This window comes from Sinorhizobium fredii USDA 205 (assembly GCF_001461695.1).
Classification (GTDB): Bacteria; Pseudomonadota; Alphaproteobacteria; order Rhizobiales; family Rhizobiaceae; genus Sinorhizobium; species Sinorhizobium fredii.
This window is the reverse complement of record NZ_AUTC01000163.1, coordinates 19986-43798: the sequence shown is the minus strand read 5'-3', so window position 1 is coordinate 43798 and position 23813 is coordinate 19986. Positions and strand designations below refer to the sequence as shown.

The following is a 23813-nucleotide window of genomic DNA, read 5'->3' as shown; positions in this document are numbered from 1 at the left end:
CCGCTTGAGCCAACAGAATGGTTCAATTTAACCAGGAAAGGCTCTAGCCGGCCGGGGTATCGGCCCTGCCAAGCGACGCCAATCTGTCGAGCGCTCCCTGAAGAATGAAGGAGGCGGCGGCCGAGTCGATGCGCTCGGCGCGTTTCCTGCGCGACACGTCCATTTCGATCAACACCCGCTCGGCCGCGACCGTTGAAAGCCGCTCGTCCCAAAGCACGAAGGGGATTTCCGTCTTCTCGCCCATGCTGCGCACGAAGGCCCGCGTCGCCTGGCAGCGCGGCCCTTCCGTCCCGTCCATGTTGACGGGCAGGCCGATCACGAAGGCTCCGATCCGTTCCTTTGCGGCGAAATTGAGCAGCACTTGCGCATCGATGCCGAACTTGACGCGGCGAAGGACGTCGCGCGGCGTTGCGAAGCGCCGTCCGAGATCGGAAACCGAGAGGCCGATCGTCTTGGTGCCGAGGTCCAGCCCCGCAATCGCCTGATGCGGCGGCAGCCGCGCGGCGAGTTCTTCGATGGTGAGAATTGCCATAGGATGAGCCGATTCGATCTTTCCAGTGCGCTGGTCTGATCCATATGCTTGTCCGACAGATAAATCGATCACCTTTCTGGTCCGGCTCGGGCCGGGCGCCGTGGTTTTAGGGAGAACGTCATGAAGATCAAATGGCTGGGCCATTCCGCCTTTCACATCGAAACCGCCAAGGCGAAGATCCTGATCGATCCGTTCTTCACCGGCAATCCAGCCTTCGACGACCGCGAGCGACAGGCCGCCACCGCCGGGCTGACGCATATCCTTCTCACCCACGGCCACGGCGACCACGTCGGCGACACGGTGGCGATCGCCAAGGAGACCGGCGCCACCGTCGTCGCCAACTTCGACCTGTGCATGTGGCTCGGACGGCATGGCATCTCCAAGATGGAGCCTGGCAATACCGGCGGCACGATCAAGCTCGGCGCTTTCTCGGCCACCTTCGTCAATGCTCTGCACTCCTCGGCGCAGATCACCGAGGACGGCGTTTCGCACTGCCTCGGCAACGCCAACGGCCTCGTTCTTCATTTCGACGACGAGCCGACGCTCTACCACATGGGCGACACCGACATTTTCTCCGACATGGCGCTGATCCAGGAGTTGCACGAGCCGGATATCGGCATCGTGCCGATCGGCGACCGCTTCACGATGGGCGGAGCCGTGGCGGCGCTCGCCTGTCAGCGTTATTTCAAGTTCAACACGGCCATTCCGTGCCACTATGGTTCCTTCCCCATCATCGACCAGACGCCGGAGACCTTCGTCGCCGGCATGGATGGCGCCTCGACGCTGGTCGCGACACCGGAGGTCGGCGGCGTCGTCACGTCTTAAGGACGAGCGACTGCCTGACACAGAAGCGGGTTGGCGTTATTCGCGAGTTGCACGTTGTGCAACTCGTCTTTATAGCGGGGGAAATCCTGAGAGACCGGAGACGATCATGTCCGTAGACCTAGCCACCGTGAAGCGTGTCGCGCGCCTTGCCCGCATCGCCGTCAGCGAGGAGGAAGCCGAACGGATGACCGGCGAGCTCAACGGCATCCTCGGCTTCGTCGAGCAGCTATCCGAAGTGAATGTCGATGGCGTCGAGCCGATGACCTCGGTGACGCCGATGGAGATGAAGAAGCGGGACGATATCGTCGCGGATGGCGACAAGGCCGCCGATATCGTCGCCAACGCGCCGAATTCGGATCGTGATTTCTTCCTCGTTCCCAAGGTCGTCGAGTAAGCCGCTTCCGCCGCCCGCGTCCAGATTTCGAAAGTTCGATTGCACCATGACCGACCTGACCAGCCTCACGATCGCCGAAGCCCGCGCCAAGCTTTCCGCCAAGGAAATCACCGCGGTCGAATTGACCGATGCCTATATCGCAGCGATCGAGGCAGCCAACGACACACTTAATGCCTATGTCACGGTGACGCCGGAGAAGGCGCGGGAGATGGCCAAGGCCTCTGACGCCCGTATCGCCGCCGGCAAGGCCGGGGCGCTGGAAGGAATTCCGCTCGGCATCAAGGACCTTTTCGGCACGGAGGGTGTCCACACCCAGGCCTGCAGCCATATCCTCGACGGCTTCAAGCCGCGCTACGAATCGACCGTCACCCAGAACCTCTGGAACGACGGCGCCGTCATGCTCGGCAAGCTCAACATGGACGAATTCGCCATGGGCTCGTCCAACGAGACCTCCTATTACGGCCCGGTCAAGAACCCGTGGCGCGCCAAGGGCTCGAACATGGATCTCGTGCCCGGCGGCTCTTCCGGCGGCTCTGCTGCCGCCGTCGCCGCCTATCTCTGCGCCGGCGCGACGGCGACCGACACCGGCGGCTCCATCCGCCAGCCGGCCGCCTTTACCGGTACCGTCGGCATCAAGCCGACCTATGGCCGCTGCTCGCGCTGGGGTGTCGTCGCCTTCGCCTCCTCGCTCGACCAGGCCGGTCCTATCGCCCGTGACGTGCGCGATGCGGCGATCCTCCTGACGTCGATGGCAAGCGTCGATCCGAAGGACACGACCTCCGTCGACATTCCCGTTCCCGACTACGAGGCGTCGCTCGGTCAGTCGATCAAGGGGATGAAGATCGGCATTCCGAAGGAATACCGCGTCGACGGCATGCCGGAGGAGATCGAGGCGCTCTGGCAGCAGGGCATCGCCTGGCTGAAGGAAGCCGGCGCCGAGATCGTCGACATCACGCTGCCGCACACGAAATATGCGCTGCCCGCCTATTACATCGTCGCGCCGGCCGAAGCTTCGTCCAACCTGGCGCGCTACGACGGAGTACGCTACGGTCTGCGTGTCGACGGCAAGGACATCGTCGACATGTATGAGAAGACCCGCGCCGCCGGCTTCGGCCGCGAGGTCAAGCGCCGCATCATGATCGGCACCTATGTGCTTTCGGCCGGCTATTACGACGCCTATTACCTGCGCGCCCAGAAGGTCCGGACCCTGATCAAGCGTGACTTCGAGCTTGCCTTCCAGGCAGGCGTCGACGCGATCCTCACCCCCGCCACGCCGTCCTCGGCCTTCGGCATTGCCGACGAGGATCTCGCATCCGATCCGGTCAAGATGTACCTGAACGACATCTTTACCGTGACCGTCAACATGGCCGGGCTTCCGGGGATCGCCGTACCGGGCGGGCTCGATCACAAGGGCCTGCCGCTCGGCCTGCAGTTGATCGGCAAGCCTTTCGACGAAGAGACGCTGTTCAAGACGGCCCATGTCATCGAACAGGCCGCCGGCCGCTTCGCTCCTTCCAAGTGGTGGTAACCCGCCACCGCGTGGCCCTTGGCGATAGTCAAGCGGCGTCAATAGTGATGTAATGAAAGCGGAAAGGGGCTCCGCTTCATGATCGTCATTCGCCACGCTCGCCAGAACGAGATCGGCCTTCTTGCGGCGATTGGGCTGAGGGCCTGGGCAAAGGCGATTGCAGGGCTCGCGGATGTGGCGGGAATGCAAGACGCGGCGGAGAACGCATTTGTCGACTTCCTGACGGAGCACTGGCTTTCCGTTCTGCTGATCGAGGAGGAAAACCAGATCTGCGGCTGGGCCGCCCGCGAGGACCTCGATGGAACGATCTCCGATCTCTGGATCGATCCCGCAGCGCAGGGCAGGGGTCTTGGCCGGGCGCTGCTGGCCGACATGGAGCAACGCATGGCGGCTGAGGGCTTCGATGCCGCAGACGCAAAGACGCATGCGCAGAACGCCTCCGCGGTCGCCTTCTTCCAAAGCGCCGGCTACCGGGTGACGTGGCTGTCGACCGCCTATTCACAGAAGCTCGACCGCGACATGGAATTCATCGGCCTCTCCAAACAGTTATAGGCGAACCATGTCGGAGCACAGCCGATAGCGTGCGGCGGAAGGAAGGCGCCAAACCGGAGATGGATTCCGTCTCCGGTTTGTAACCGGATGGTTACATGCCGGAGGGTCACCGGTTGTCGCCTTCGGAACGGACCAAATAGAGCCCGCGTTCGGTAATGCGATAGGGCCTTCCGCTCGACGACTTGATCGCCCGCTTGCGTTTCAGCTTGCGGAAGAGCTCGAGATCGACGCCGGGATAGACCCAGCCGTCGCGTGTGAAGCAGCGGATCTCGGCGATCGTCTTGCCTTCCCGCTTAATTTCGATGCGGCCGCCCTGGGCCAAATGGTGAAGAATGCGCTGTTCGGCGCGCGAAATGTCCATGTTTTGAGTGTTCCGGAATGGCGTTCTTCCGAACGCAGGAAAACGATCCGCCGATCGTGAGATGAGCGGGGTTCGCGTTTCCGGCCCGTGCGCGCAGTTCTGGTGAATGCGGGCAGGGGCCCTTACCGGGACTCAGACTGAAGGAACATAAAGACTCCGTTCGGACAGCGGGATTCTTAGGCAACCGCTGCCAGAACGTCAAGGTTGCGCACCGACGGCCTTGATATCGGCACGAGCGCGCGCCGGCTGCGCGGCGCCGCACAAGCCTTGCACCGCACGACCAATTGCTCTACCGAGAAACCTCAAAATTCAGGCTTCAAAGAAGAGCATGATATGACCATCGTCGACGTCCGCACTCCCGATCCGAAACGCTTCATTCCCGGCGCCACCGGCGACTGGGAGGTCATCATCGGCATGGAAGTCCATGCCCAGGTGCTGAGCAATTCGAAGCTGTTCTCCGGGGCGTCGACCGAGTTCGGCAACGCGCCGAATGCCAATGTCTCGCTGGTCGACGCGGCCATGCCCGGCATGCTGCCGGTCATCAACAAGGAATGCGTCAAGCAGGCCGTGCGCACCGGCCTCGGCCTCAAGGCCAAGATCAACCACCGCTCGATCTTCGACCGCAAGAACTATTTCTATCCGGACCTGCCGCAGGGCTATCAGATCTCGCAGTACAAGGATCCGATCGTCGGCGAGGGCAAGATCATCATTTCGATCGGTCCCGACCGCCAGGGACAGTTCGAGGATGTCGAGATCGGCATCGAGCGCCTGCATCTGGAACAGGATGCCGGCAAGTCGATGCATGATCAGCATCCCTCCATGTCCTTTGTCGACCTCAACCGCTCGGGCGTGGCGCTGATGGAGATTGTCTCCAAGCCGGATCTGCGCTCGTCGGACGAGGCCAAGGCCTATCTCACCAAGCTGCGTTCCATCCTGCGCTATCTCGGCACCTGCGACGGCAACATGGACGAGGGGTCTATGCGGGCCGACGTCAACGTCTCGGTGCGCCGCCCGGGTGCGGCTTTCGGGACGCGCTGCGAAATCAAGAACGTCAACTCGATCCGCTTCGTCGGCCAGGCGGTCGAATATGAGGCGCGTCGCCAGATCGGCATCCTCGAGGATGGCGGTACGATCGATCAGGAAACCCGGCTCTTCGACCCGAACAAGGGCGAAACCCGCTCGATGCGCTCCAAGGAAGATGCGCACGACTACCGCTATTTCCCCGATCCGGACCTGTTGCCGCTGGAGTTCGACGGCGCCTTCGTCGAAGCGCTCAAGGCCGATCTTCCGGAACTGCCGGACGACAAGAAGGAGCGCTTCGTCCGTGACCTCGGGCTCTCGGTCTATGACGCTTCGGTCCTCGTTTCGGAAAAGGCGATCGCCGACTATTTCGAAGCCGTGGCCGAAGGACGCGACGGCAAGATTGCCGCGAACTGGGTGATCAACGACCTGCTGGGCGCCTTGAACAAAGCCGGCAAAGCCATTGAAGAGACTCCGGTTTCGCCGGCCCAGCTCGGCGGCGTCATCGATCTCATTAAGGCCGGTACGATCTCCGGCAAGCTCGCCAAGGATCTCTTCGAAATCCTCTGGAACGAAGGGGGCGATCCGGTCGAGATCGTCGAGAGCCGCGGTATGAAGCAGGTCACCGACACCGGCGCGATCGAGAAGGCCGTCGATGAAATCATCGCCGCCAATCCGGACCAGGTGGAGAAGGCCAAGGCGAAGCCGTCGCTTGCCGGCTGGTTTGTCGGCCAGGTGATGAAGGCGACCGGCGGCAAGGCGAACCCGCAGGCGGTGCAGGCTCTCGTCAAGGCCAAGCTTGGCATCGAAGAGTGACGATGTTCTTCGTCCGCACGGCAGGCGAGCGCGACCTCGAAAAAGTGCGCGCTCTGCTCGTCGCGACCTGGCACGCGACCTACGACAGCTACCACGGCATCGGCAAGGTCGACGAGCTGACGGCTAAGTGGCATTCGCTCGATGCCCTGAGGGCTCGGCTGCAACGCAAGAACGCGGAATTCGTCGTCGCGGACAACGGCAAGGAAATCGCCGGCATGGGCTTTGCGGCCATGTCGGACACGTTTCCTAAGACCGTCATCCTTCATCAGCTCTACGTCCTGCCCAAGTTCCAGCGGCAGGGCATCGGCCGCGACATGTTCGCCGAACTCGAAACCTGCTTTCCGGACGCGGAGCGCATGCGGCTCGAGGTCGAGCCGCAGAACCTTCACGCGCTGGCCTTTTATCAGGCGCACGGGTTCTCAGAGGTCGGAACGACGCCGAATTGCGGAGACGAACAATCGGGCATCCCGGCACTCATCCTGGAAAAGCGCCTCATCCGCTAGGCTGCCGCTCAGGAGCTCTTGCGGCGGGTTCGGAAAATGGCCGATGTGGATCACCGGCGAAGCCCGCCGGCGGCGGCGAGGATCTCTGTCGCGGTCGGGAAGACGCAAAGGCTGTCCGGACTGTCGCGCGCCTCGATTTGCGCCCAGCCGATCACGCCGGCCGCATCGACCAGGAAGTGCCCGACGAGCTGCGTGGCGTGGTTTGCCAGGATCGCATTGTCGGCTTCGTCAAGCTCGAATCCGTCCCTGGCGTTGAGTACGACGTTGGCTTCCATAGGCTGCAAGGGTTGCGGGAACTCGCCGGTAGGGTTGATGCGAGCCGCCTCGAATTGCGCCATCGCTGAACGATAGGGCCATTCGGGCTGCTCGTTGCTGCCCTCGGGAAGGAACTCGCCATATGGTACGCCGAAGGCTCGGTGTGTGCTGCAATCCGGGTCGCACAGAAGCATGACCGGCGTCGGCCGGTGGCGGTAATACAGGCGGGCGCGCTCCAACGGCGTGTTGATCACGGCAAGCGTCTCTATTCCGTCGGCGCGCAGGGCAGTCTGCACGCCGGCAAGCTGTTCCACCTGACGCCGGCAGAACGGGCAATGCAGCCCGCGAAAAAAGCCGATCAGGAACGGGCGGCCATGCAAATTGGCGAGAGAGACCATTCCTTCTCGGTTGGCTGCGGGAAGCGCGAAGGAGGGCGCGGCCTCTCCTGGCTGCAGCGGACGCCTTTGGTCTCCCATGGCATATTCCTTTGAGGGTTGTTCACGAGATCAGCGGATTTCTTGAATGCTTCACCGACGTTCTCCAAGGCCCGGCACTGTACCGGAAATGGCATCTTCACTCTATCTACAAGGTACAGAATACCACGGGTCTGCCCCGAACGGCGGGAACGCATCTTACCTGACCTTTGTCACAATACTGTCGCCTCTTATCGTTGATGTGGGTGAGGACGGATAATGGCATGGAAACGACAATGACGATCGATCTTGAAATCCGCCAAGCCGAGCGCCGCGATTTACCTGCGATCATCGCCCTTTTTGCCAATGATGAAGTCGGCGGGCACGGCGATTCGACTGGACCGGAAGCATTCGGCGACTATCTTGCGGCTTTCGAGAAGATTAGCGCCTCGGTCCACCAGACGCTCTATGTCGCCTGCCACGGTGGCGAGGTTGTGGGCACATTCCAGACGGCGATATCGACTTCGCTGCCGGGGCGCGGCAGTTCCAGCCTGGTGATAGAAGCCGTTCAGACCCGCGAGGACATGCGTGGCCGCGGCATTGGCGAGCGCATGGTCCACCACGCCATTGCCGAAGCGCAGGAAAAGGGTGCGGCGAAAGTGCGGCTCACCTCCAATGCGGCGCGCTTCGACGCGCATCGTTTCTATGAACGCCTCGGTTTCGAGCGCAGCCACTTCGGCTTCAAGATGCGGGTGAAATGACCGCGTGTTCAGGCGGAAACACTGGACAAGGCAAAAGTGGCGCGGCATAAGCGGGAGCGAGATTTTGTTATCCGGCTGCCTCCCATCGGCCGGTAAAGGACGATACCCATGAAGCTCCTGCTGCAGATTTTCACCTGGTGGAACGGACAGACGATCGGTACGCGCTTTCACACCTGGCGTAATGGCCAGCGCGTCGGTGAAGACGAGTTCGGCAACGTCTACTATCAGGGCGGCAAGGATTCCGAGGGCCGGACGCGCCGCTGGGTGATCTACAATGGCCCGGCCGAGGCGTCTGCCATTCCGGCCGGTTGGCACGGGTGGATGCATCACCGCACCGACGTGTCTCCTGCTGACGAAAAATATGAAGCACGCGAATGGCAGCAGCCGCATCGGGCCAACCCGACCGGCACGCCGAACGCCTACCGGCCGAAAGGTTCGCTGGCCAATGCAGGCCGGCGCCCGCGCGTGACCGGCGACTACGACGCCTGGACGCCGCGCTCCTGATCGCAACGCAGGCAGGCCGATCGTTCTTCTCACCTCAACTTATGAGGATCGATCACGGCGCAGCCACATTTCGGGTTTAGCGCCTGAGGGGCTATCCAGAACAAACAGCATCGCAGGGGATTGGCGGGAATGGCAGATTTCTGTCTGCGGAATTTGATCGGCCGGACGGCCCGGCACACCGGTCTGGCGCTTCTTCTGGCCCTGCCATTGATCTCCGCCGTCGAGCCGGCACGCGCGACGCGCCTCTCCAACGCCGTCGCCGTTTTTTCCGGTATCGACAAGATCACCGGCCGCATCACCACCTTCGACGTCTATATCGGCGAGACAGTGCAGTTCGGCGCTCTGCAGGTGACCCCGCACGTCTGCTACAGCCGTGACGAGACAGAGGCGCCGAAGACCACCACCTTCGTGGATGTCGACGAGATCACGCTCGACCGCAAGATCCGACGCATCTTCACCGGCTGGATGTTCGCCGACAGCCCGGGCCTCAACGCCGTCGAGCATCCCGTCTATGACGTCTGGCTGCAGTCCTGCAAGCCGACCTCCGACGTTCCCCCGCCGGATACGGCCGCGAAGCAGTAGGCCGCCATCTTCTTGCCAGACTAGAATTCAAGATTCGGCGAGGCGATCGCCCTGGCAAGCAACAGGTCGTACTCGGCCTTCGGCACGTCGACAGCGCCGAAGGATTTCAGGTGCTCGGTGGTGAATTGCGTGTCGAGCAGCTGGAAGTGCCGGGCGCGAAGCCGCTCGACGAGATGGACGAGACAGATTTTCGAGGCATCGGTCCGCAGCGAGAACATGCTCTCGCCGAAGAAGGCCGCTCCCAGCGAGACGCCATAGAGGCCACCGACGAGCCTGTCGTTCTCCCAGGCCTCGACACTGTGGGCATAGCCCATGCGGTGCAATGCCGCGTAGAGAGAGCGGATCTTGTCGTTGATCCAGGTGGTCGGCCGACCGGGTGCGGGCTTCGCGCACCCCTCGATGACCGCCTCGAAGGCCGTATCGAAGCGGATCTCGAACGGGCGCCTGCGAATTCTCTTGGCCAGGCTGTGGGAGACGTGAAATCGATCCAGCGGGAGGACGCCGCGGATCTCCGGCTCGACCCAGAAGAGCTCTGGATCGTTGGCCGAATCAGCCATTGGAAACAGGCCGATGGAATAGGCACGCAACAACATGTCCGGGGTGATTTCCGGTTGTTTGCTGCGCGATCCTTTCAATCTCTTACCCTATGCGGACGTTGCGGCCAGATGGTGCTCCAGCCAGTGGATATCGTAATCACCGTTGGCGATATCCTGATTATTTATCAGTTCCTGGAAAAGCGGCAACGTCGTCTTGATGCCATCGATGACAAACTCGTCGAGCACGCGGCGCAGTCGCATCATGCATTCGACGCGCGTCCGCCCATGGACGATCAGCTTGCCGATCAGGCTGTCATAATAGGGCGGAATGCGATAGCCCTGATAGGCGCCACTATCGACGCGCACGCCGAGGCCGCCGGGCGCGTGGAAATGCGTAATCGTGCCCGGGGAGGGGACGAAGGTGCGCGGATCCTCGGCATTGATGCGGCATTCGATGGCATGACCGGAGAAGACGACGTCTTCCTGCTTGACCGAGAGGCCGGCGCCCGATGCCACGCGGATCTGCTCGTGCACCAGGTCGATGCCGGTGATCGCTTCGGTGATCGGATGCTCGACCTGCAGGCGCGTGTTCATCTCGATGAAATAGAACTCGCCGTTCTCGTAGAGGAACTCGATCGTGCCGGCGCCGCGATATTTCATCTTCTTCATCGCGTCGGCGCAGACCTGGCCGATCTTCATGCGCTGCTCGACGTTGAGCGCCGGGGAATTAGCTTCTTCCCAGACCTTCTGGTGGCGGCGCTGCAGCGAGCAGTCGCGTTCGCCGAGATGGATGGCATTGCCTTCACCGTCGCCGACGATCTGGATTTCGATATGGCGCGGCTTTCCGAGGAATTTCTCCATGTAGACCGCGTCGTTGCCGAAGGCGGCGGCCGCCTCGGCGCGCGCCGTTGCGACGGCATTCTCGAGATCTTCTTCGGTTCTGGCGACCTTCATGCCGCGCCCGCCGCCGCCGGCCGTTGCCTTGATCAGCACCGGGAAGCCGATCTCGCGGGCGACCTTCAGCGCGTTCTCGGGCTTCACTTCGCCGTCGGAGCCGGGGACAACGGGGATGCCGAGCTCTTCCGCGGTCTTCTTGGCGGTGATCTTGTCGCCCATCAGGCGGATGTGCTCGGCCGTCGGGCCGATGAAGGTGATGCCGTGCGCCTCGAGGATATCGGCGAACTTGGCGTTTTCCGAAAGAAAGCCGTAACCCGGATGTACCGCATCAGCGCCGGTGATCTCACAGGCGGCGACGATCTGATGGATGTTCAGGTAGCTATCGCGCGACGGCGGCGGACCGATGCAGACGCTCTCGTCCGCGAGCCGCACATGCATGGCGTCGCTGTCTGCCGTCGAGTGCACGGCAACGGTCGCGATGCCGAGTTCCTTGCAGGCGCGCAGCACGCGCAGGGCGATTTCGCCGCGATTGGCAATGAGGATTTTCGAGATCATCGCCACGCGCCTTATTCGATCACGATCAGAGGTTCGCCATATTCGACCGGGGCGGCGTCCTGCACGAGAATTTCCGTCACCTTGCCTGAGCGCGGGGCCGGAATCTGGTTCATCGTCTTCATGGCCTCGATGATCAGGATCGTCTGGCCTTCCTTGACTGTCGCACCGACCTCGATAAACGGGCGGGCGCCCGGGGCCGGGGAGAGATAGCAGGTGCCGACCATCGGCGCCGTTACCGCGTTCTTTGCGTTATGGCCGCCTTCGGCCGCGGGAGCGGCGACCGGGGCAGGTGCCGCCGACATTGCCGGATGCATTTGGTAGGCGGGCATCGCCTGCATCGGCATCGCGACAGGCGTGCCGTTGCGCGAGACGCGGATGCGCAGATCGTCCTGTTCCACTTCGATCTCGGTCAGGTCGGTATCCTTGAGGATATTGGCGAGATCGCGGATCAGCGCCTGATCGATACCCGGTTTCTTGTCAGCCATGGGATATGAGCCTCGTGTACTTCTTATTTCGACGTGTTTGTCAGGTTCTTTAGCGCATGCAGCGCCAGAATGTAACTCTGCGCGCCGAAGCCGCAGATCACGCCCTTGACGGCCGGCGCGATCATCGACTTGTGGCGGAATTCCTCTCGCGCGTGAATGTTGGAAAGATGCAGTTCGACGACGGGGACGGCGATCGCGCGAATGGCATCATGCATGGCAATCGACGTGTGGCCATAGGCGGCCGGATTGATGGCGACGCCGGCGGCCTTTTCACCCGCCTCGTGCAGCCAGTCGACCAGCACGCCTTCCACATTCGATTGGCGAAAATCGACGTCGAAGCCCAGGAGCTTCCCCTCCGCTTTGCACATCGCCTCGATGTCGGCCAAGGTCTGGCCGCCGTAAATGCCTGGTTCGCGCTTGCCGAGGGCATTCAGGTTCGGGCCATTCAGCACAAAAATCGTCGAGGACATAAGGGGTTCCGGTCCGATGAAGGGAGGGTTACCTATAGACCGATGGTTCCGCGAGGGAAAGCCCCCCGGCTGTGCGGGGGATTTGTCCACAAGTCATGGCTCATTGAAGGCGAGAACGGTGTTGACGCGTCAGCAGGCCGTCTTGCCGCATTCACGCAGATTGGCGACCTTCCCGGTGATCTCGGCGGCGCCGACGGCGCCGTAGACCGCCTCGTTGCCGATCACATAGGAAGGCGTACCGGTGATGCCGAGATCGTTGGCGAGCATGTAGGCTTCGCGCACCGAGGCGTCGTTCGGGTCGTCCTCCATTTTCTCGCGCAATTGCTCTTCGGTCACCCCGAGCTTGGCGGCAACGGCGATCGCCGTTTCCTCCGTTGCTCGATCTTCGGCGCCGAGCAGCGCGCGGTGGAAATCACCGTACTTTTCCGGTGCGACCGAGCGGAACGCGGCGCTGACCTTGTGAGCGGCGAGCGAATCGGGGCCGAGGATGGGGAGCTCCTTCAGAACGAAGCGCACGTTCTTGTCCTGGGCTATGATCTCATCCATGTCCGAGAGCGCCCGCTTGCAGTAGCCGCAATTGTAGTCGAAGAACTCGACGATCGTGACGTCGCCCTTGGGATTGCCGAGGGTCACGTCGTAGGCGGAATTGAAGATCGCCTTCTCGTTTTTTGCGATCGCGGCCTGCGAGGCTTCCTGCTGCTTGGCGCGCTGCTTGGCGGACAGCGCTTCCTGCACTTCCAGCATGATCTCCGGATTGGCGAGGAGATATTCCTTGATGAAGGCGCCGATCTCTTCCTTCTGTTTCGGGTCGAGCGCCGCCGCCGGCTCGGGTAGGGCGATGCCGGCTGAAAGCGCAATCAGCGTTCCGGCGGCAATCATCTTCTTCTTGAGCGTCATCATTCCCTCGTTGTCTTCTCGTACCTGTCTGTCGCCCATTTCGCACTGCCGCGTCAACGCATCTTCGAAGGCAACGGCGCTACAGCGCCGCACGTCTTATCAGACGCGCAAAGGTCGCTGTAGCACTTTGAATTGCTGCATGTCTTTGTCCTCAAATCGGGGTCGATTTAAGGAGACATGCAGGAGCGAGCCTGCCATCGGTGCGAGCATAGGGTGCGCGGGCGCGAAACGAAACGGCAAAATCGGCCGAATTGCGGCGCTCCCATACTTGTGAAGGATAAAGCGATCGGGCAAAGGGGCGGGACGCCAGCCAACTTGTGAGGATCAGCCATTGGCACAGATGTCGAAACGCAGCGCCGTCGAACCGTTCCATGCCATGGACGTCCTGGCGGAGGCGACGCGGCGTCGCGATGCCGGCCATCCGGTCATCTCGATGGCGGTCGGCCAGCCGGCCCATCCCGCCCCGAAGGCCGCACGCGAGGCGGCGCGGCGGGCGCTGGAGCATGGCCGCCTTGGCTATACCGACGCCCTCGGCACCCTCTCCCTGAAGCGGGCGATCGCCGCCCACTATCAGAGCCGCCACGGGATCACGCTTGATCCGCAGCGGATCGCCGTCACCACCGGTTCGTCGGCGGGCTTCAATCTGGCCTTCCTGGCTCTCTTCGATCCGGGCGACTGCGTTGCCATCGCCCGACCCGGCTATCCCGCCTATCGCAACATCATGGCCGCACTCGGCTTGAGCGTGGTCGAGATCGAAGCAAATGCGGAAACCGGCTTCACGCTCACGCCCGAAAGCCTGGAGCGGGCGGCGGCGCAAGCCGGCAAACCGTTGAAGGGCGTGCTTCTCGCCAGTCCGGCAAACCCGACCGGCACCGTCACGGATAAGGCGCGTCTGAAGGCGCTTGCCGACTATTGCCGTGCCCAATCGATCGCCTTCATCTCCGATGAGATCTATCACGGGCTAACCTTCGCGGGCGAAGAGACCTCGGCGCTGGAGATCGCCGACGACGCCATCGTCATCAACTCGTTCTCGAAATATTATTGCATGACCGGCTGGCGCATCGGCTGGATGGTGCTGCCGGAAGATCAGATCCGTGTCTTCGAGCGCATCGCCCAGAGCCTCTACATCTCGCCGCCGGAGCTTTCGCAGATTGCCGCGGAGGCGGCTCTCGGCGCGCATCAGGAACTGGACGGTTACAAGCGAGCCTATGCCGCCAACCGTGATCTTCTGCTGAAGCGCCTGCCCGAGATCGGCTTTTCGATCGCCTCGCCGATGGACGGCGCCTTCTATGCCTATGTGGACGCCAGCCGCTTCACCAACGACAGCATAGCCTTCGCCCGCCGCATGCTCGCGGAGATCAACGTCGCCGCAACACCCGGCTTCGACTTTGATCCGCTCGAGGGACACCGCACCATCCGTTTTTCCTATGCGGGTTCGGGCGCCGAGATGGCTGAAGCGATGGATCGCATTGCGCACTGGTTGAAATAGCGGGCCTTCCAGACTGCGCCGGCCAATAGGCGATCACAAACAAAAAAGGCCCGGATACCTCCGGGCCTTTCGTTTGGTAAGTCAGTGCTTTCTTAGAAAAAGCCGCGACGCTGCCACCAGCCGCCTTTTTTCGGCTTGGCCTGCTCTTCTTCGTTGCTCTCGCCCTTGGCGACATTCGAGGTCACGACGGGCTCGGAGGCAATCGTCGTCAGATCGCGGTTCGAGCGCGCCGGCTTGGCAGCCTCCAGGTCCGCGACCGCTTCCTCCACCGCAGCAGGAATGGTTTCGTCCGGCTGTGCTTCGATGGCCTGTACGGCGGCCGTGTCGGCACTTTCCGCGGGTGCCTCGACCGCGACGGCCTTCTTTCGGCTGCGCTTCGGCTTTGCCGGCTTTGCTGCTTCCACGGCCGGGACTTCGGCTTCCGCCGAAGCGGCATCCACGGCGTGCTCGACGGCCGCGGCTGCGGCAAAATCCGGCTCTTCAGTTTCCGCCACTTCCTCGGCATCAGCCGACTCTCCACCGGCGTCCGTCGCGAGACCGGCATCGCCTTCGGCTTCGCGGTTGCGGCGGCCGCCCCGCTTGCCGCGACGGCGACGCTTGCGCTTCTGGTCGCCGTCTGCCGTTACGCCGTCCTGGGCCTCGCCTTCGTCCTCGGACTCATCGGCTTCGTCATCCGCACCATCGGCCGTGTCTCCGGCCTCGGCCCCGACCGAGTCCGGCGTCTGGCCTGCGCCCTTGCCGCGGCGGCGGCGACGACGCTTGCGCTTGCGCCCGCCCTGATCGTCGGACGGCTGTGCCTTAGGCTGTTCCCGGCGTTCGGCGGTGATTTCTTCCGCTTCTTCCTCGTCCAGATCTTCCTCGACGACGACGTCTTCTTCGTCATCCTCGGGTTCAGGCACGAAATGCAGGAGCTGTTCGATCTTCACCGGATTCTCGACCGGTTCGCCCCGGTCGATCGCGAAGTGCTGCGCGCCCACATGGGCATCGGCTTCGATAATGATGGAGACGCCGAAGCGCCGTTCATAGTCGGTGATCGTACCGCGCTTCTGATTGAGCAGGTAAAGCGCGATCTCCGGGATCGTGCGCACCGTGATGTCGTGCGTGGTGTTCTTGAGAAGATGCTCCTCGATGCCGCGCAGGACATGCAATGCGACGGAAGACTGCGAGCGGACATGACCGGTGCCGTTGCAATGCGGGCAGGACTGCATCGTGCTTTCGAGCACCGAGGCGCGGATGCGCTGGCGCGACATTTCAAGCAGGCCGAAATGCGAGATGCGGCCGACCTGGATGCGCGCCCGGTCGTTCTTCAGGCAGTCCTTGAGCTTCTTTTCGACGGCGCGGTTGTTGCGCTTTTCTTCCATGTCGATGAAGTCGATGACCACAAGGCCGGCGAGGTCGCGAAGACGCAGCTGCCGCGCGACTTCCTCGGCCGCCTCCAGGTTGGTCTGGAGAGCGGTGTCCTCGATCGAATGCTCGCGGGTGGAGCGTCCGGAGTTCACGTCGATCGAAACAAGCGCTTCGGTCTGGTTGATGATGATGTAGCCGCCCGATTTCAGCGTCACTTGCGGCTGCAGCATGCGATCGAGCTGGGCTTCGATACCCGAACGCGAGAAGATCGGATGCACGTCGCGATAGGGCTGCACGACCTTCGCGTGGCTCGGCATCAGCATCTTCATGAAGCCCTTGGCTTCCTTGTATCCCTCTTCGCCGGAAACGATGATCTCGCTGATATCCTTGTTGTAGAGATCGCGGATCGAGCGCTTGATCAGGCTGCCTTCCTCATAGACGAGGCAGGGGGCGGTCGAGTTCAATGTGAGCGTGCGGACGTTCTCCCACAGGCGCATGAGATATTCGAAGTCGCGTTTGACCTCGACCTTGGTGCGGTTCGCACCGGCCGTGCGCAGGATCACGCCCATGCCCTGCGGCACGTCGAGGCCGCGGGCGATCTCCTTGAGGCGCTTGCGGTCCTGCAGGTTGGTGATCTTGCGGGAGATGCCGCCGCCGCGCGCCGTGTTCGGCATCAGCACCGAATAGCGGCCGGCCAGCGAAAGATAGGTGGTGAGCGCGGCGCCCTTGTTGCCGCGTTCTTCCTTGGCGACCTGAACAAGAATGATCTGCCGGCGCTTGATCACTTCCTGGATGCGATACTGTTTGCGAGGCTTGCGGATCTGGCGGTCCGGAACTTCTTCCATCGCGTCTTCGGCGCCGACGGACTCGATGACTTCCTTCTCGCCGTCATGACCGTCGTCATCGTCGTCATCATCGTCGTCGCGGCGGCGGCGTGCGTCGACGTCCTCGGAAATCGAGTCGACATCGACCATTGCGGCCATTTCGCCGCTGCTGCCATCTTCGCTGGCCTCGGCGTCGGCCGGCGCTTCTTCTTTTTGTTCGCTGGTCTTGGCTTTCGCCCGACGCGTGCGCTTCGGCTTGGCCTTGGGCTTCTCGGCCTTGGCTTCCTCTGCCTTGGCTTCCATTGCCGGTTCGGGCGTCTCGGTCGTCTCCGCGGGTTGGGCTTCTGCCGGCGCTTCGTCTCTCGTTGGCGCCGCGGCCTGGTCGCTTGCGGTTTCGACCGGCTCGATGTCGTCCTCGCGGCGAGCCTCCTCGGCTTCGGCCTTCAAGAGCGCCTGACGATCGGCGAGGGGGATCTGGTAGTAGTCGGGGTGAATTTCGGCAAAGGCCAGAAAGCCGTGGCGATTGCCGCCATAGTCCACGAAGGCCGCCTGGAGCGACGGCTCCACTCTGGTCACCTTCGCCAGATAGATATTGCCGCGGATTTGCTTCTTATGTTCCGATTCGAAATCGAATTCTTCTATGCGGTTCCCGCGAACGACAACGACGCGCGTCTCCTCTGAGTGGGACGCATCGATAAGCATTTTCTCTGCCATCTAAGCTCTGCTCCTCGGCGCAGAGCAACGGCAGACAGAGGCACTTCGCTTGGAAGGCTGTCGAACACGTCGGAAACTGCGCCGGATGTGAAAGGTCCTGTTTGGTGCAGGTGAGGGTGCAGCAGCCAGACGGCAGCCGGAACGATTTCGTCCCGGGGCCTCTTTACTCCTGACCGATACTGCTGAGTCACATCAAAGACCAAACAAGAATGCCAATGTCCTGGGCCTCAAGGGGAGGCCCGATGAATACGCCCGCTTGCGGGCATTCGGTGAAAATCACCATCAAGAACTCCGGCCACCGCCGGAAATTGCGATCCAGTGTACGGGAGGAAATGCAGCGACGGCGGATGAACACCTGCGGCCGCGGAAGCATGATACGGTTGCAACCGGCTGTTCCGGCTCGATCACTTCGCTGGCGCCAAGCCTCTCAAAGCTCCGGCTGCCCGGCCGACGATTCTATCCCGTCAACACTTTCTCCTTGTGACGCTTTTATGTTTTCTATGTCACATTGGCAAGGGAAAAGCCTTTGCCGCCACAATATTGATCGATTCGCTTGCCCGGGTGAAATCCGGTGTTCGGTGAGCATTGCATCGGTTCCGAACCATGCCGCATTCGTCGCTTTTGGCGGCGCTGCGTCAAGGTTCGGTTAACCATGAAGGTTCATTGGTGGGTAGCGATGGTCGCGGCTCCCTGGGGCCTTGCGCCGGAACTCGAATGACGATGGGGGAGCCCGGGTGAAGCCTTGCGCAACAGAGCTGCATTGGCCGCAGGCGAAGCGGCTGGCGCGTCGTGCCGTGTGTGTGATTGCCGTGCTGGTGGCGACGATGGCTGTCCCGTTGCCCGCCGCGAGGGCAGCCGACGGGGCCGCGCCGCTATTGGCTTATGGCGCACGAGTCGCCGGCGACGATGCACGCACGCGTCTCGTGATCGAATTCGACCGCAGCCCCGAATTCTCCATTCACTACGTCGCAAATCCGGTTCGCGTCATCATCGACCTGCCGGAGACGTCCTTTGGCCTGAAACCTGAGAGCCTGGAGCCACGAGGCCTCTTCGACGCCATCCGCTATGGCGGGATGGGGGAGGGAGCCTCGCGGCTGGTGCTGTCCGCCAAGGGGCCGACGGAAGTGACCCATGCGGAAGTGAAGCCGGAGGAAGACGGCAAGGGCTTCCGCCTCATTGTCGATGCGGAGAAGATCGACCGAGCCCGCTTCGACAAGCTTCTCGGCGATCAGCAGTGGACGGGAACGGTGCGCGCCGCCAAGACCGACCGTCCGGCCCTTGCGCCGGCAAGGGCTCCGGGCGCATTCGTCGTTGCCATTGATGCCGGCCACGGCGGCATTGACACCGGCGCGATCGGCATCGTCACCAAGACGCAGGAGAAGCACGTCACGCTCGCCTTTGCGCGCGATCTCGTGGCGACGCTCAACCGTGAGGCCGGCATCGAAGCCTTTCTGACACGGGACGGCGACGAGTTCTTGTCCTTGCCGCAACGTGTCCAGATCGCCCGGCAGAAAGGCGCCAACCTATTCATTTCGGTCCATGCCGATACGCTGAAGCAGAAGGACATCCGCGGCGCCACGGTCTACACGATCTCCGACAAGGCGTCCGACCACCTCGCGGCCGATCTGGCGGCGCGTGAAAACCTTTCCGATGAGATCGCCGGCATACCGCTGGAAAGCGAACCGGCGGAGGTAGCCGACATCCTCATCGATCTCACCCGCCGCGAAACCCAGGCCTTTTCGGTCAATCTGGCGCGCAGCGTCATCTCCTCCTTCGAAGGACAGATCGGGCTGATCAACAATCCCCATCGCCATGCCGGCTTCCGCGTCCTGCAGGCGCCGGATATTCCTTCGGTCTTGCTCGAACTCGGCTTCATGTCGAACAAGGACGACGAGAAGCAATTGCTCGATCCGGCGTGGCGCAAGAAGGTTTCGGAACTGCTGGCCGTTGCCGTTCGACGTTATCGCCAGACGGCGGTGGCGAACGGCGGATGAGCGGCGGCCTCCCCAGCGGGAGCGGGAAGTGATTTGTGTCGCCGGCGTAACAGCGATATGCTTTTCAGCGAGATGCGCACAGTATAACCGAAAGCCAGCCCTATTTTACTCACAATCCGGGCCTTTGGGGAAAGGGCGTCCCGAATTTGTTGGGAAACGATGTTGAAGCTTGAGTTTCCTCGCCATATGAGGGAACCCGCGAAGCGTGTAGCGTCGTGCCAGGCGATTTCCGACGAAAGCGTTTGGCGCGGGCTCTTGGCTTGCGACAGTGGGGTCCTGCGAATGGCGACCCGGCAATGGGACAATAAGGTACCGGTATCTGGCTGATGATCAGACTGATAGGATATTTTTTCGGCATTGGTGCGTTTCTGCTGCTCGGTGCCGCTGCGGTTATCGCGATCTATTTGGGCGCGATCACCAAGGATCTGCCCGACTATGAGGTGCTGGCCAAATATGCGCCGCCGGTCACGACGCGCTTTCATGCCGGAAACGGGGCGCTGATTGCCGAATATGCGCGCGAGCGCCGCCTCTATCTGCCGATCCAGGCCATACCGGATCGCGTCAAGGCGGCCTTCATCTCCGCCGAGGACAAGAATTTCTACAAGCATCCGGGCGTCGACGTCACCGGCCTCGCCCGCGCCATCGCCGTCAACGTCCAGAATTTTGGCTCGGGCCGGCGCCCGGTCGGTGCCTCGACGATCACCCAGCAGGTGGCGAAGAACTTCCTGCTGACCGCCGATCAGACGATCGACCGCAAGATCAAGGAGGCGATCCTCTCCTTCCGCATCGAGCAGGCCTACACCAAGGATCGCATTCTCGAACTCTATCTGAACGAGATCTTCTTCGGGCTGAATTCCTATGGCGTTGCCGGTGCGTCGCTCACCTATTTCGACAAGTCCGTCACGGAACTGACGGTTGCCGAGGCCGCCTATCTCGCTGCCCTGCCGAAAGGACCGGCCAACTATCACCCGTTCCGCAAGACCGAAGCGGCGATCGAGCGCCGCAACTGGGTGATCGATCGCATGGTCGAAAACGGCTACGTCACCAAGCCGGATGGCGAGGAGGCGAAGAAACAGCCTCTCGGCGTCACGCCGCGGCGCGGCGGTGCCCATCTTTTCGCCTCGGACTACTTCGCCGAAGAAGTCCGTCGGCAGATCATCCAGAAATATGGCGACAATGCCCTTTATGAAGGCGGTCTTTCGGTGCGCACGTCGCTCGATCCGCACCTGCAGATCATCGCCCGCAAGGCGCTGCAGGATGGGCTGTTGACCTATGACGAGCGCCGCGGTTTTCACGGACCGGTCAAGACGATTGAGATCGGCGGCGATTGGGGCGAGCCTTTGAGCAAGGTCCCGGCCCTGAACGACGTACCGGAGTGGAAACTTGCAGTCGTACTTGCGGTCGACGGCGAAGGCGCCGAAATCGGCATCCAGCCGGCGAAGGAAGCATCCGGCAAGATCGTTGCGGAACGCGTCACCGGATACATTTCCGCAGAGAACATGAAATGGGCCTATCGCTCCGCCGGCGGCCAGCGCAAGACGGCGAAGTCCCCCGAGGGGGCGGTCGGCCCCGGCGATGTCGTCTATGTCGAGCCGCTCAAGACACAGGGGCAGTATCGGCTTCGCCAGCCGCCGAAGGTTCAGGGCGGCCTGGTGGCGATGGATCCGCATACGGGCCGTGTGCTGGCGATGGTCGGCGGCTTCTCCTATGGCCAGTCGGAGTTCAACCGCGCCACGCAGGCGATGCGCCAGCCCGGCTCCTCCTTCAAACCCTTCGTCTATGCGGCTGCCCTCGACAACGGCTATACCCCCGCCTCGGTCATTCTCGATGCGCCGATCGAGATTGTTGCCGGCGGTCAGGTGTGGCGCCCGGAAAACTATGGCGGCGGCTCCGCCGGACCTTCGACGCTGCGCCTCGGCATTGAAAAGTCCCGTAACCTGATGACCGTGCGGCTCGCCAACGACATGGGCATGAACCTCGTCGCCGAATATGCCGAGCGCTTCGGCATCTACGACAAGATGCCGCCGCTTCTTTCCATGTCGCTCGGCTCCGGCGAGACCACCGTGCTGCGCATGGTGTCGGCCTATGCGGTTATTGCCAATGGCGGCAAGCAGATCAAACCGTCGCTGATCGACCGCATCCAGGACCGCTACGGCAAGACGATTTTCCGCCACGAGGACCGCACCTGCGACAACTGCAACGCCGACGATTGGGCCGAGCAGGAAGAGCCGGTCCTGACCGACAACCGTCAGCAGGTCCTCGATCCGATGACCTCCTTCCAGATCACCTCGATGATGGAAGGCGTGATCGCGCGGGGTACGGCCGCCGGCAAGATTCAGCTGGATCGCCCCGTCGCCGGCAAGACCGGCACGACCAACGACGAGAAGGACGCCTGGTTCGTCGGCTATACGCCAGATCTCGTCGCCGGTCTCTATCTAGGCTTCGACGATCCGGCGCCGCTCGGCCGCGGTGCGACGGGCGGCAGCCTCTCGGCACCGATCTTCAATGCCTTCATGCAGGAAGCCGTCAAGGGCACGCAGCCCGGCAAATTCGTGGTTCCGGAAGGCATGAGCCTCATCCCGGTCAACCGGAAGACCGGCATGGCAGCGGTAGAAGGCGAACCGGACACGATCATCGAAGCCTTCAAGCCGGGGACCGGTCCGGCCGAAACCTTCTCGGTCATCGGCGACCTCGACGAATACGCGCCGCCGGAGGAGATTCTGAGGAACTCCCCGCAGGCCAACCAGGCCGTGACCTCCGGCTCGAACGGCCTCTTCTGAGCCTTATCTTCAGGACGATGCCCGTCGCCTTTACATCGGCGGCGGGCATCGCTATTTGACCCTCACATTCTGAAAAGCCACATCAAGAAGCAGGACCATGCGCAGCGAAATCGAGAACATTGTTGACGAAATCAAGCAGGCCATAAGCCTGCTGAGGAGGCATCTTTGACTGGGACCAGGCGGTAAGACGACTGGACTGGTTGAACAACAGGGCGGAAGATCCAGCGCTCTGGAACGATGCCGGCGAGGCGCAGAAACTGATGCGCGAGCGCCAGCAGCTCGACGACAGCATCACCGGGCTGCGCCGTTTCGAGCAGCAGCTCAGCGACAACATCGAGCTCATCGAACTCGGCGAAGAGGAAGGCGATTCGGCCATCGTCACCGAGGCCGAGGAAGCGCTCCGGCAGCTGCACAACGAGGCTGCGAAGAAGCAGGTCGAGGCCATGCTTTCGGGCGAGGCGGACCAGAACGACACCTATCTCGAAGTCCACTCCGGCGCCGGCGGCACCGAAAGCCAGGACTGGGCGAACATGCTGCTTCGCATGTATTCCCGCTGGGCGGAGCGCCAGGGCTACAAGGTGGAGCTCATGGAAATCCAGGATGGGGAAGAGGCCGGCATCAAGTCGGCGACGCTGCTCGTCAAGGGCCACAACGCCTATGGCTGGCTGAAGACGGAATCGGGCGTCCATCGACTCGTCCGCATCTCGCCCTATGACAGCAACGCCCGCCGTCACACCTCGTTCTCGTCCATCTGGGTCTATCCGGTCGTCGACGATTCGATCCAGATCGACATCAACGAAGGCGATTGCCGCATCGATACCTACCGGTCGTCGGGCGCCGGCGGTCAGCACGTCAACACGACCGATTCAGCGGTGCGCATCACGCACATGCCGAGCGGCATCGTCGTGCAGTGCCAGCAGGAGCGTTCGCAGCACAAGAACCGCGCCAAGGCTTGGGACATGCTGCGCGCCCGGCTCTATGAAGCCGAGCTCAAGAAGCGCGAGGACGCGGCCAATGCCGAAGCGGCGTCGAAGACCGACATCGGCTGGGGGCACCAGATCCGCTCCTATGTCCTACAGCCCTACCAGCTGGTGAAGGACCTGAGGACAGGCGTCGAAAGCACGAGCCCGGGCGATGTGCTCGACGGCGAGCTCAACGAGTTCATGGAGGCGGCGCTTGCCCACCGCGTCAGCGGCGGAGCGGACGCAGTCGTTGACGACCTAAACTGATTCTCCCCGAAAAATAGGGATCACGGCCGGGCTCCCCGGCCGTTTTCTTTTGAGGTTCAGTTGGTGGCGCGCTCGATCTTGATATCGCCGACTTCGTCGATCAGCACCGTCCAGGATTCCGGTTCGGTGGCGGACGGGTCCGTCTTCAGATAGACCGTCGCGTGCATTCCCGGCTGCCGGGTGATGCCCGTCGAGCTTTCGGGACGAATGTCGGTGACGAACGGCTTCATCGCCGCGAATTCCTCGAGTTCGGCGGAGGAGACCACCTCGGGGCCGGCTGACGTCACGGCGATTTGCTGGAGATGGATGCTTGCGGTTCCGTCCGCCTGCCGTACGGCAATCAGCTTGTAATAGCCGCGCTGTGCGGCTTTGGATTCTTGCGCGCTGCCGGTCGGATCGTCCGACGGTGCCGCAACCGAGCCGTTCTCCCAATAGCCCGTACTCGTCACGAAGGTGACGTTCGAGGGGACGATTTCGCTTTCCTGCGCCCGTGCAGCGGCGGCGGCCAGAACCAGGCAAAGCGCGATCAACAGGGGCTTGTGCATCGTCA

The 23813-nt window shown here is 62.3% G+C and carries 23 protein-coding genes; 13 read left to right on the top strand and 10 right to left on the bottom strand.

The window, feature by feature from the left end:
* Positions 1-43: 43 nt before the first annotated feature.
* Positions 44-532: a Holliday junction resolvase RuvX gene (gene ruvX, locus N181_RS23810; RefSeq protein WP_014328027.1), complete on the bottom strand. Its 489-nt coding sequence runs from the start codon at positions 530-532 to the stop codon at positions 44-46.
* Between the two features lie 120 nt (positions 533-652).
* On the opposite strand from ruvX, the gene N181_RS23805 reads away from it, so the two are divergent.
* From N181_RS23805 to N181_RS23790, 4 genes are all read left to right on the top strand, one after another.
* Positions 653-1357, top strand: coding sequence for a metal-dependent hydrolase (locus N181_RS23805; RefSeq protein ID WP_037401541.1), 705 nt, complete (start codon positions 653-655; stop codon positions 1355-1357).
* A gap of 106 nt (positions 1358-1463) precedes the next feature.
* The gene (gene gatC / locus N181_RS23800; protein WP_037401536.1) at positions 1464-1751 is read left to right on the top strand and encodes an Asp-tRNA(Asn)/Glu-tRNA(Gln) amidotransferase subunit GatC; all 288 of its coding nucleotides are present in this window, start codon (positions 1464-1466) and stop codon (positions 1749-1751) included.
* A 46-nt stretch (positions 1752-1797) separates the two neighbouring features.
* A complete protein-coding gene (gene gatA, locus N181_RS23795) occupies positions 1798-3279 on the top strand; it encodes an Asp-tRNA(Asn)/Glu-tRNA(Gln) amidotransferase subunit GatA (protein WP_037468298.1) in 1482 nt (493 codons plus the stop codon).
* A gap of 78 nt (positions 3280-3357) precedes the next feature.
* Complete coding sequence (locus N181_RS23790) at positions 3358-3831, top strand: GNAT family N-acetyltransferase (RefSeq protein WP_014328030.1); 474 nt, start codon at positions 3358-3360, stop codon at positions 3829-3831.
* A 106-nt stretch (positions 3832-3937) separates the two neighbouring features.
* On the opposite strand, the gene N181_RS23785 is transcribed toward N181_RS23790, so the two are convergent.
* On the bottom strand, positions 3938-4192 hold the full coding sequence (locus tag N181_RS23785) for a YjhX family toxin (protein ID WP_014328031.1): 255 nt from the start codon (positions 4190-4192) through the stop codon (positions 3938-3940).
* Positions 4193-4525: 333 nt separating this feature from the next.
* Between N181_RS23785 and gatB the strand changes: the two genes are divergently transcribed.
* Both gatB and N181_RS23775 read left to right on the top strand, forming a co-directional pair.
* Positions 4526-6028, top strand: a complete 1503-nt coding sequence (gatB, locus tag N181_RS23780; RefSeq protein WP_037401529.1) for an Asp-tRNA(Asn)/Glu-tRNA(Gln) amidotransferase subunit GatB — start codon at positions 4526-4528, stop codon at positions 6026-6028.
* A 2-nt stretch (positions 6029-6030) separates the two neighbouring features.
* Positions 6031-6531: a GNAT family N-acetyltransferase gene (locus tag N181_RS23775; RefSeq protein ID WP_014328033.1), complete on the top strand. Its 501-nt coding sequence runs from the start codon at positions 6031-6033 to the stop codon at positions 6529-6531.
* 50 nt (positions 6532-6581) lie between these two features.
* On the opposite strand, the gene N181_RS23770 is transcribed toward N181_RS23775, so the two are convergent.
* Positions 6582-7262, bottom strand: a complete 681-nt coding sequence (locus tag N181_RS23770) for a redoxin domain-containing protein (protein WP_014328034.1) — start codon at positions 7260-7262, stop codon at positions 6582-6584.
* 233 nt (positions 7263-7495) lie between these two features.
* Here N181_RS23770 and N181_RS23765 point away from each other — a divergent pair, with 233 nt between their 5' ends.
* The 3 genes from N181_RS23765 (at position 7496) to N181_RS23755 (ending at position 9046) form a co-directional block, all read left to right on the top strand.
* Positions 7496-7960, top strand: a complete 465-nt coding sequence (locus N181_RS23765) for a GNAT family N-acetyltransferase (protein WP_037401526.1) — start codon at positions 7496-7498, stop codon at positions 7958-7960.
* Positions 7961-8068: 108 nt separating this feature from the next.
* Positions 8069-8464, top strand: coding sequence for an NADH:ubiquinone oxidoreductase subunit NDUFA12 (locus tag N181_RS23760; protein WP_014328036.1), 396 nt, complete (start codon positions 8069-8071; stop codon positions 8462-8464).
* A 129-nt stretch (positions 8465-8593) separates the two neighbouring features.
* Positions 8594-9046: a DUF2155 domain-containing protein gene (locus N181_RS23755; protein WP_037401518.1), complete on the top strand. Its 453-nt coding sequence runs from the start codon at positions 8594-8596 to the stop codon at positions 9044-9046.
* Positions 9047-9066: 20 nt separating this feature from the next.
* Here the strand turns inward: N181_RS23755 and aat are convergent, their stop codons facing one another.
* From aat to N181_RS23730, 5 genes are all read right to left on the bottom strand, one after another.
* A complete protein-coding gene (gene aat, locus N181_RS23750; RefSeq protein ID WP_037401515.1) occupies positions 9067-9681 on the bottom strand; it encodes a leucyl/phenylalanyl-tRNA--protein transferase in 615 nt (204 codons plus the stop codon).
* Between the two features lie 9 nt (positions 9682-9690).
* The gene (gene accC / locus N181_RS23745) at positions 9691-11034 is read right to left on the bottom strand and encodes an acetyl-CoA carboxylase biotin carboxylase subunit (protein WP_037401512.1); all 1344 of its coding nucleotides are present in this window, start codon (positions 11032-11034) and stop codon (positions 9691-9693) included.
* An 11-nt stretch (positions 11035-11045) separates the two neighbouring features.
* Positions 11046-11519 carry an acetyl-CoA carboxylase biotin carboxyl carrier protein gene (accB, locus tag N181_RS23740; protein ID WP_014328040.1) on the bottom strand — a complete coding sequence of 158 codons (474 nt, stop codon included), beginning with the start codon at positions 11517-11519 and terminating at the stop codon, positions 11046-11048.
* 23 nt (positions 11520-11542) lie between these two features.
* Complete coding sequence (gene aroQ / locus N181_RS23735) at positions 11543-11989, bottom strand: type II 3-dehydroquinate dehydratase (RefSeq protein ID WP_014328041.1); 447 nt, start codon at positions 11987-11989, stop codon at positions 11543-11545.
* 129 nt (positions 11990-12118) lie between these two features.
* On the bottom strand, positions 12119-12886 hold the full coding sequence (locus N181_RS23730) for a DsbA family protein (RefSeq protein ID WP_037401524.1): 768 nt from the start codon (positions 12884-12886) through the stop codon (positions 12119-12121).
* A 331-nt stretch (positions 12887-13217) separates the two neighbouring features.
* Between N181_RS23730 and N181_RS23725 the strand changes: the two genes are divergently transcribed.
* Positions 13218-14375: a pyridoxal phosphate-dependent aminotransferase gene (locus N181_RS23725; RefSeq protein WP_080577799.1), complete on the top strand. Its 1158-nt coding sequence runs from the start codon at positions 13218-13220 to the stop codon at positions 14373-14375.
* A gap of 92 nt (positions 14376-14467) precedes the next feature.
* On the opposite strand, the gene N181_RS23720 is transcribed toward N181_RS23725, so the two are convergent.
* Complete coding sequence (locus N181_RS23720; RefSeq protein WP_037401508.1) at positions 14468-17260, bottom strand: Rne/Rng family ribonuclease; 2793 nt, start codon at positions 17258-17260, stop codon at positions 14468-14470.
* A gap of 824 nt (positions 17261-18084) precedes the next feature.
* Here N181_RS23720 and N181_RS23710 point away from each other — a divergent pair.
* The 3 genes from N181_RS23710 to prfB all read left to right on the top strand — a co-directional run bounded on the left by N181_RS23710 (position 18085) and on the right by prfB (position 23263).
* Positions 18085-19254 carry an N-acetylmuramoyl-L-alanine amidase gene (locus N181_RS23710; RefSeq protein ID WP_234885946.1) on the top strand — a complete coding sequence of 390 codons (1170 nt, stop codon included), beginning with the start codon at positions 18085-18087 and terminating at the stop codon, positions 19252-19254.
* 326 nt (positions 19255-19580) lie between these two features.
* On the top strand, positions 19581-22034 hold the full coding sequence (locus N181_RS23705) for a penicillin-binding protein 1A (RefSeq protein WP_037437410.1): 2454 nt from the start codon (positions 19581-19583) through the stop codon (positions 22032-22034).
* 97 nt (positions 22035-22131) lie between these two features.
* Positions 22132-23263 (top strand): peptide chain release factor 2 gene (gene prfB, locus N181_RS23700; RefSeq protein WP_100209475.1). Its coding sequence is split into 2 segments (ribosomal slippage): positions 22132-22200 and positions 22202-23263, totalling 1131 coding nucleotides; the frame shifts between segments, so codons are not numbered across the junction.
* 56 nt (positions 23264-23319) lie between these two features.
* Here prfB and N181_RS23695 read toward each other — a convergent pair.
* Positions 23320-23808, bottom strand: a complete 489-nt coding sequence (locus N181_RS23695; protein ID WP_037401484.1) for a hypothetical protein — start codon at positions 23806-23808, stop codon at positions 23320-23322.
* Positions 23809-23813 lie beyond the last annotated feature (5 nt).

Bases quoted from the DNA above. Each gene is read 5' to 3' on its own strand.
- ruvX (WP_014328027.1), bottom strand. From the start codon at position 532: ATGGCAATTCTCACCATCGAAGAACTCGCCGCGCGGCTGCCGCCGCAT.
- N181_RS23805 (WP_037401541.1), top strand. From the start codon at position 653: ATGAAGATCAAATGGCTGGGCCATTCCGCCTTTCACATCGAAACCGCC.
- gatC (WP_037401536.1), top strand. From the start codon at position 1,464: ATGTCCGTAGACCTAGCCACCGTGAAGCGTGTCGCGCGCCTTGCCCGC.
- gatA (WP_037468298.1), top strand. From the start codon at position 1,798: ATGACCGACCTGACCAGCCTCACGATCGCCGAAGCCCGCGCCAAGCTT.
- N181_RS23790 (WP_014328030.1), top strand. From the start codon at position 3,358: ATGATCGTCATTCGCCACGCTCGCCAGAACGAGATCGGCCTTCTTGCG.
- N181_RS23785 (WP_014328031.1), bottom strand. From the start codon at position 4,192: ATGGACATTTCGCGCGCCGAACAGCGCATTCTTCACCATTTGGCCCAG.
- gatB (WP_037401529.1), top strand. From the start codon at position 4,526: ATGACCATCGTCGACGTCCGCACTCCCGATCCGAAACGCTTCATTCCC.
- N181_RS23775 (WP_014328033.1), top strand. From the start codon at position 6,031: ATGTTCTTCGTCCGCACGGCAGGCGAGCGCGACCTCGAAAAAGTGCGC.
- N181_RS23770 (WP_014328034.1), bottom strand. From the start codon at position 7,262: ATGGGAGACCAAAGGCGTCCGCTGCAGCCAGGAGAGGCCGCGCCCTCC.
- N181_RS23765 (WP_037401526.1), top strand. From the start codon at position 7,496: ATGACGATCGATCTTGAAATCCGCCAAGCCGAGCGCCGCGATTTACCT.
- N181_RS23760 (WP_014328036.1), top strand. From the start codon at position 8,069: ATGAAGCTCCTGCTGCAGATTTTCACCTGGTGGAACGGACAGACGATC.
- N181_RS23755 (WP_037401518.1), top strand. From the start codon at position 8,594: ATGGCAGATTTCTGTCTGCGGAATTTGATCGGCCGGACGGCCCGGCAC.
- accC (WP_037401512.1), bottom strand. From the start codon at position 11,034: ATGATCTCGAAAATCCTCATTGCCAATCGCGGCGAAATCGCCCTGCGC.
- accB (WP_014328040.1), bottom strand. From the start codon at position 11,519: ATGGCTGACAAGAAACCGGGTATCGATCAGGCGCTGATCCGCGATCTC.
- aroQ (WP_014328041.1), bottom strand. From the start codon at position 11,989: ATGTCCTCGACGATTTTTGTGCTGAATGGCCCGAACCTGAATGCCCTC.
- N181_RS23730 (WP_037401524.1), bottom strand. From the start codon at position 12,886: ATGACGCTCAAGAAGAAGATGATTGCCGCCGGAACGCTGATTGCGCTT.
- N181_RS23720 (WP_037401508.1), bottom strand. From the start codon at position 17,260: ATGGCAGAGAAAATGCTTATCGATGCGTCCCACTCAGAGGAGACGCGC.
- N181_RS23710 (WP_234885946.1), top strand. From the start codon at position 18,085: ATGGCTGTCCCGTTGCCCGCCGCGAGGGCAGCCGACGGGGCCGCGCCG.
- N181_RS23705 (WP_037437410.1), top strand. From the start codon at position 19,581: ATGATCAGACTGATAGGATATTTTTTCGGCATTGGTGCGTTTCTGCTG.
- N181_RS23695 (WP_037401484.1), bottom strand. From the start codon at position 23,808: ATGCACAAGCCCCTGTTGATCGCGCTTTGCCTGGTTCTGGCCGCCGCC.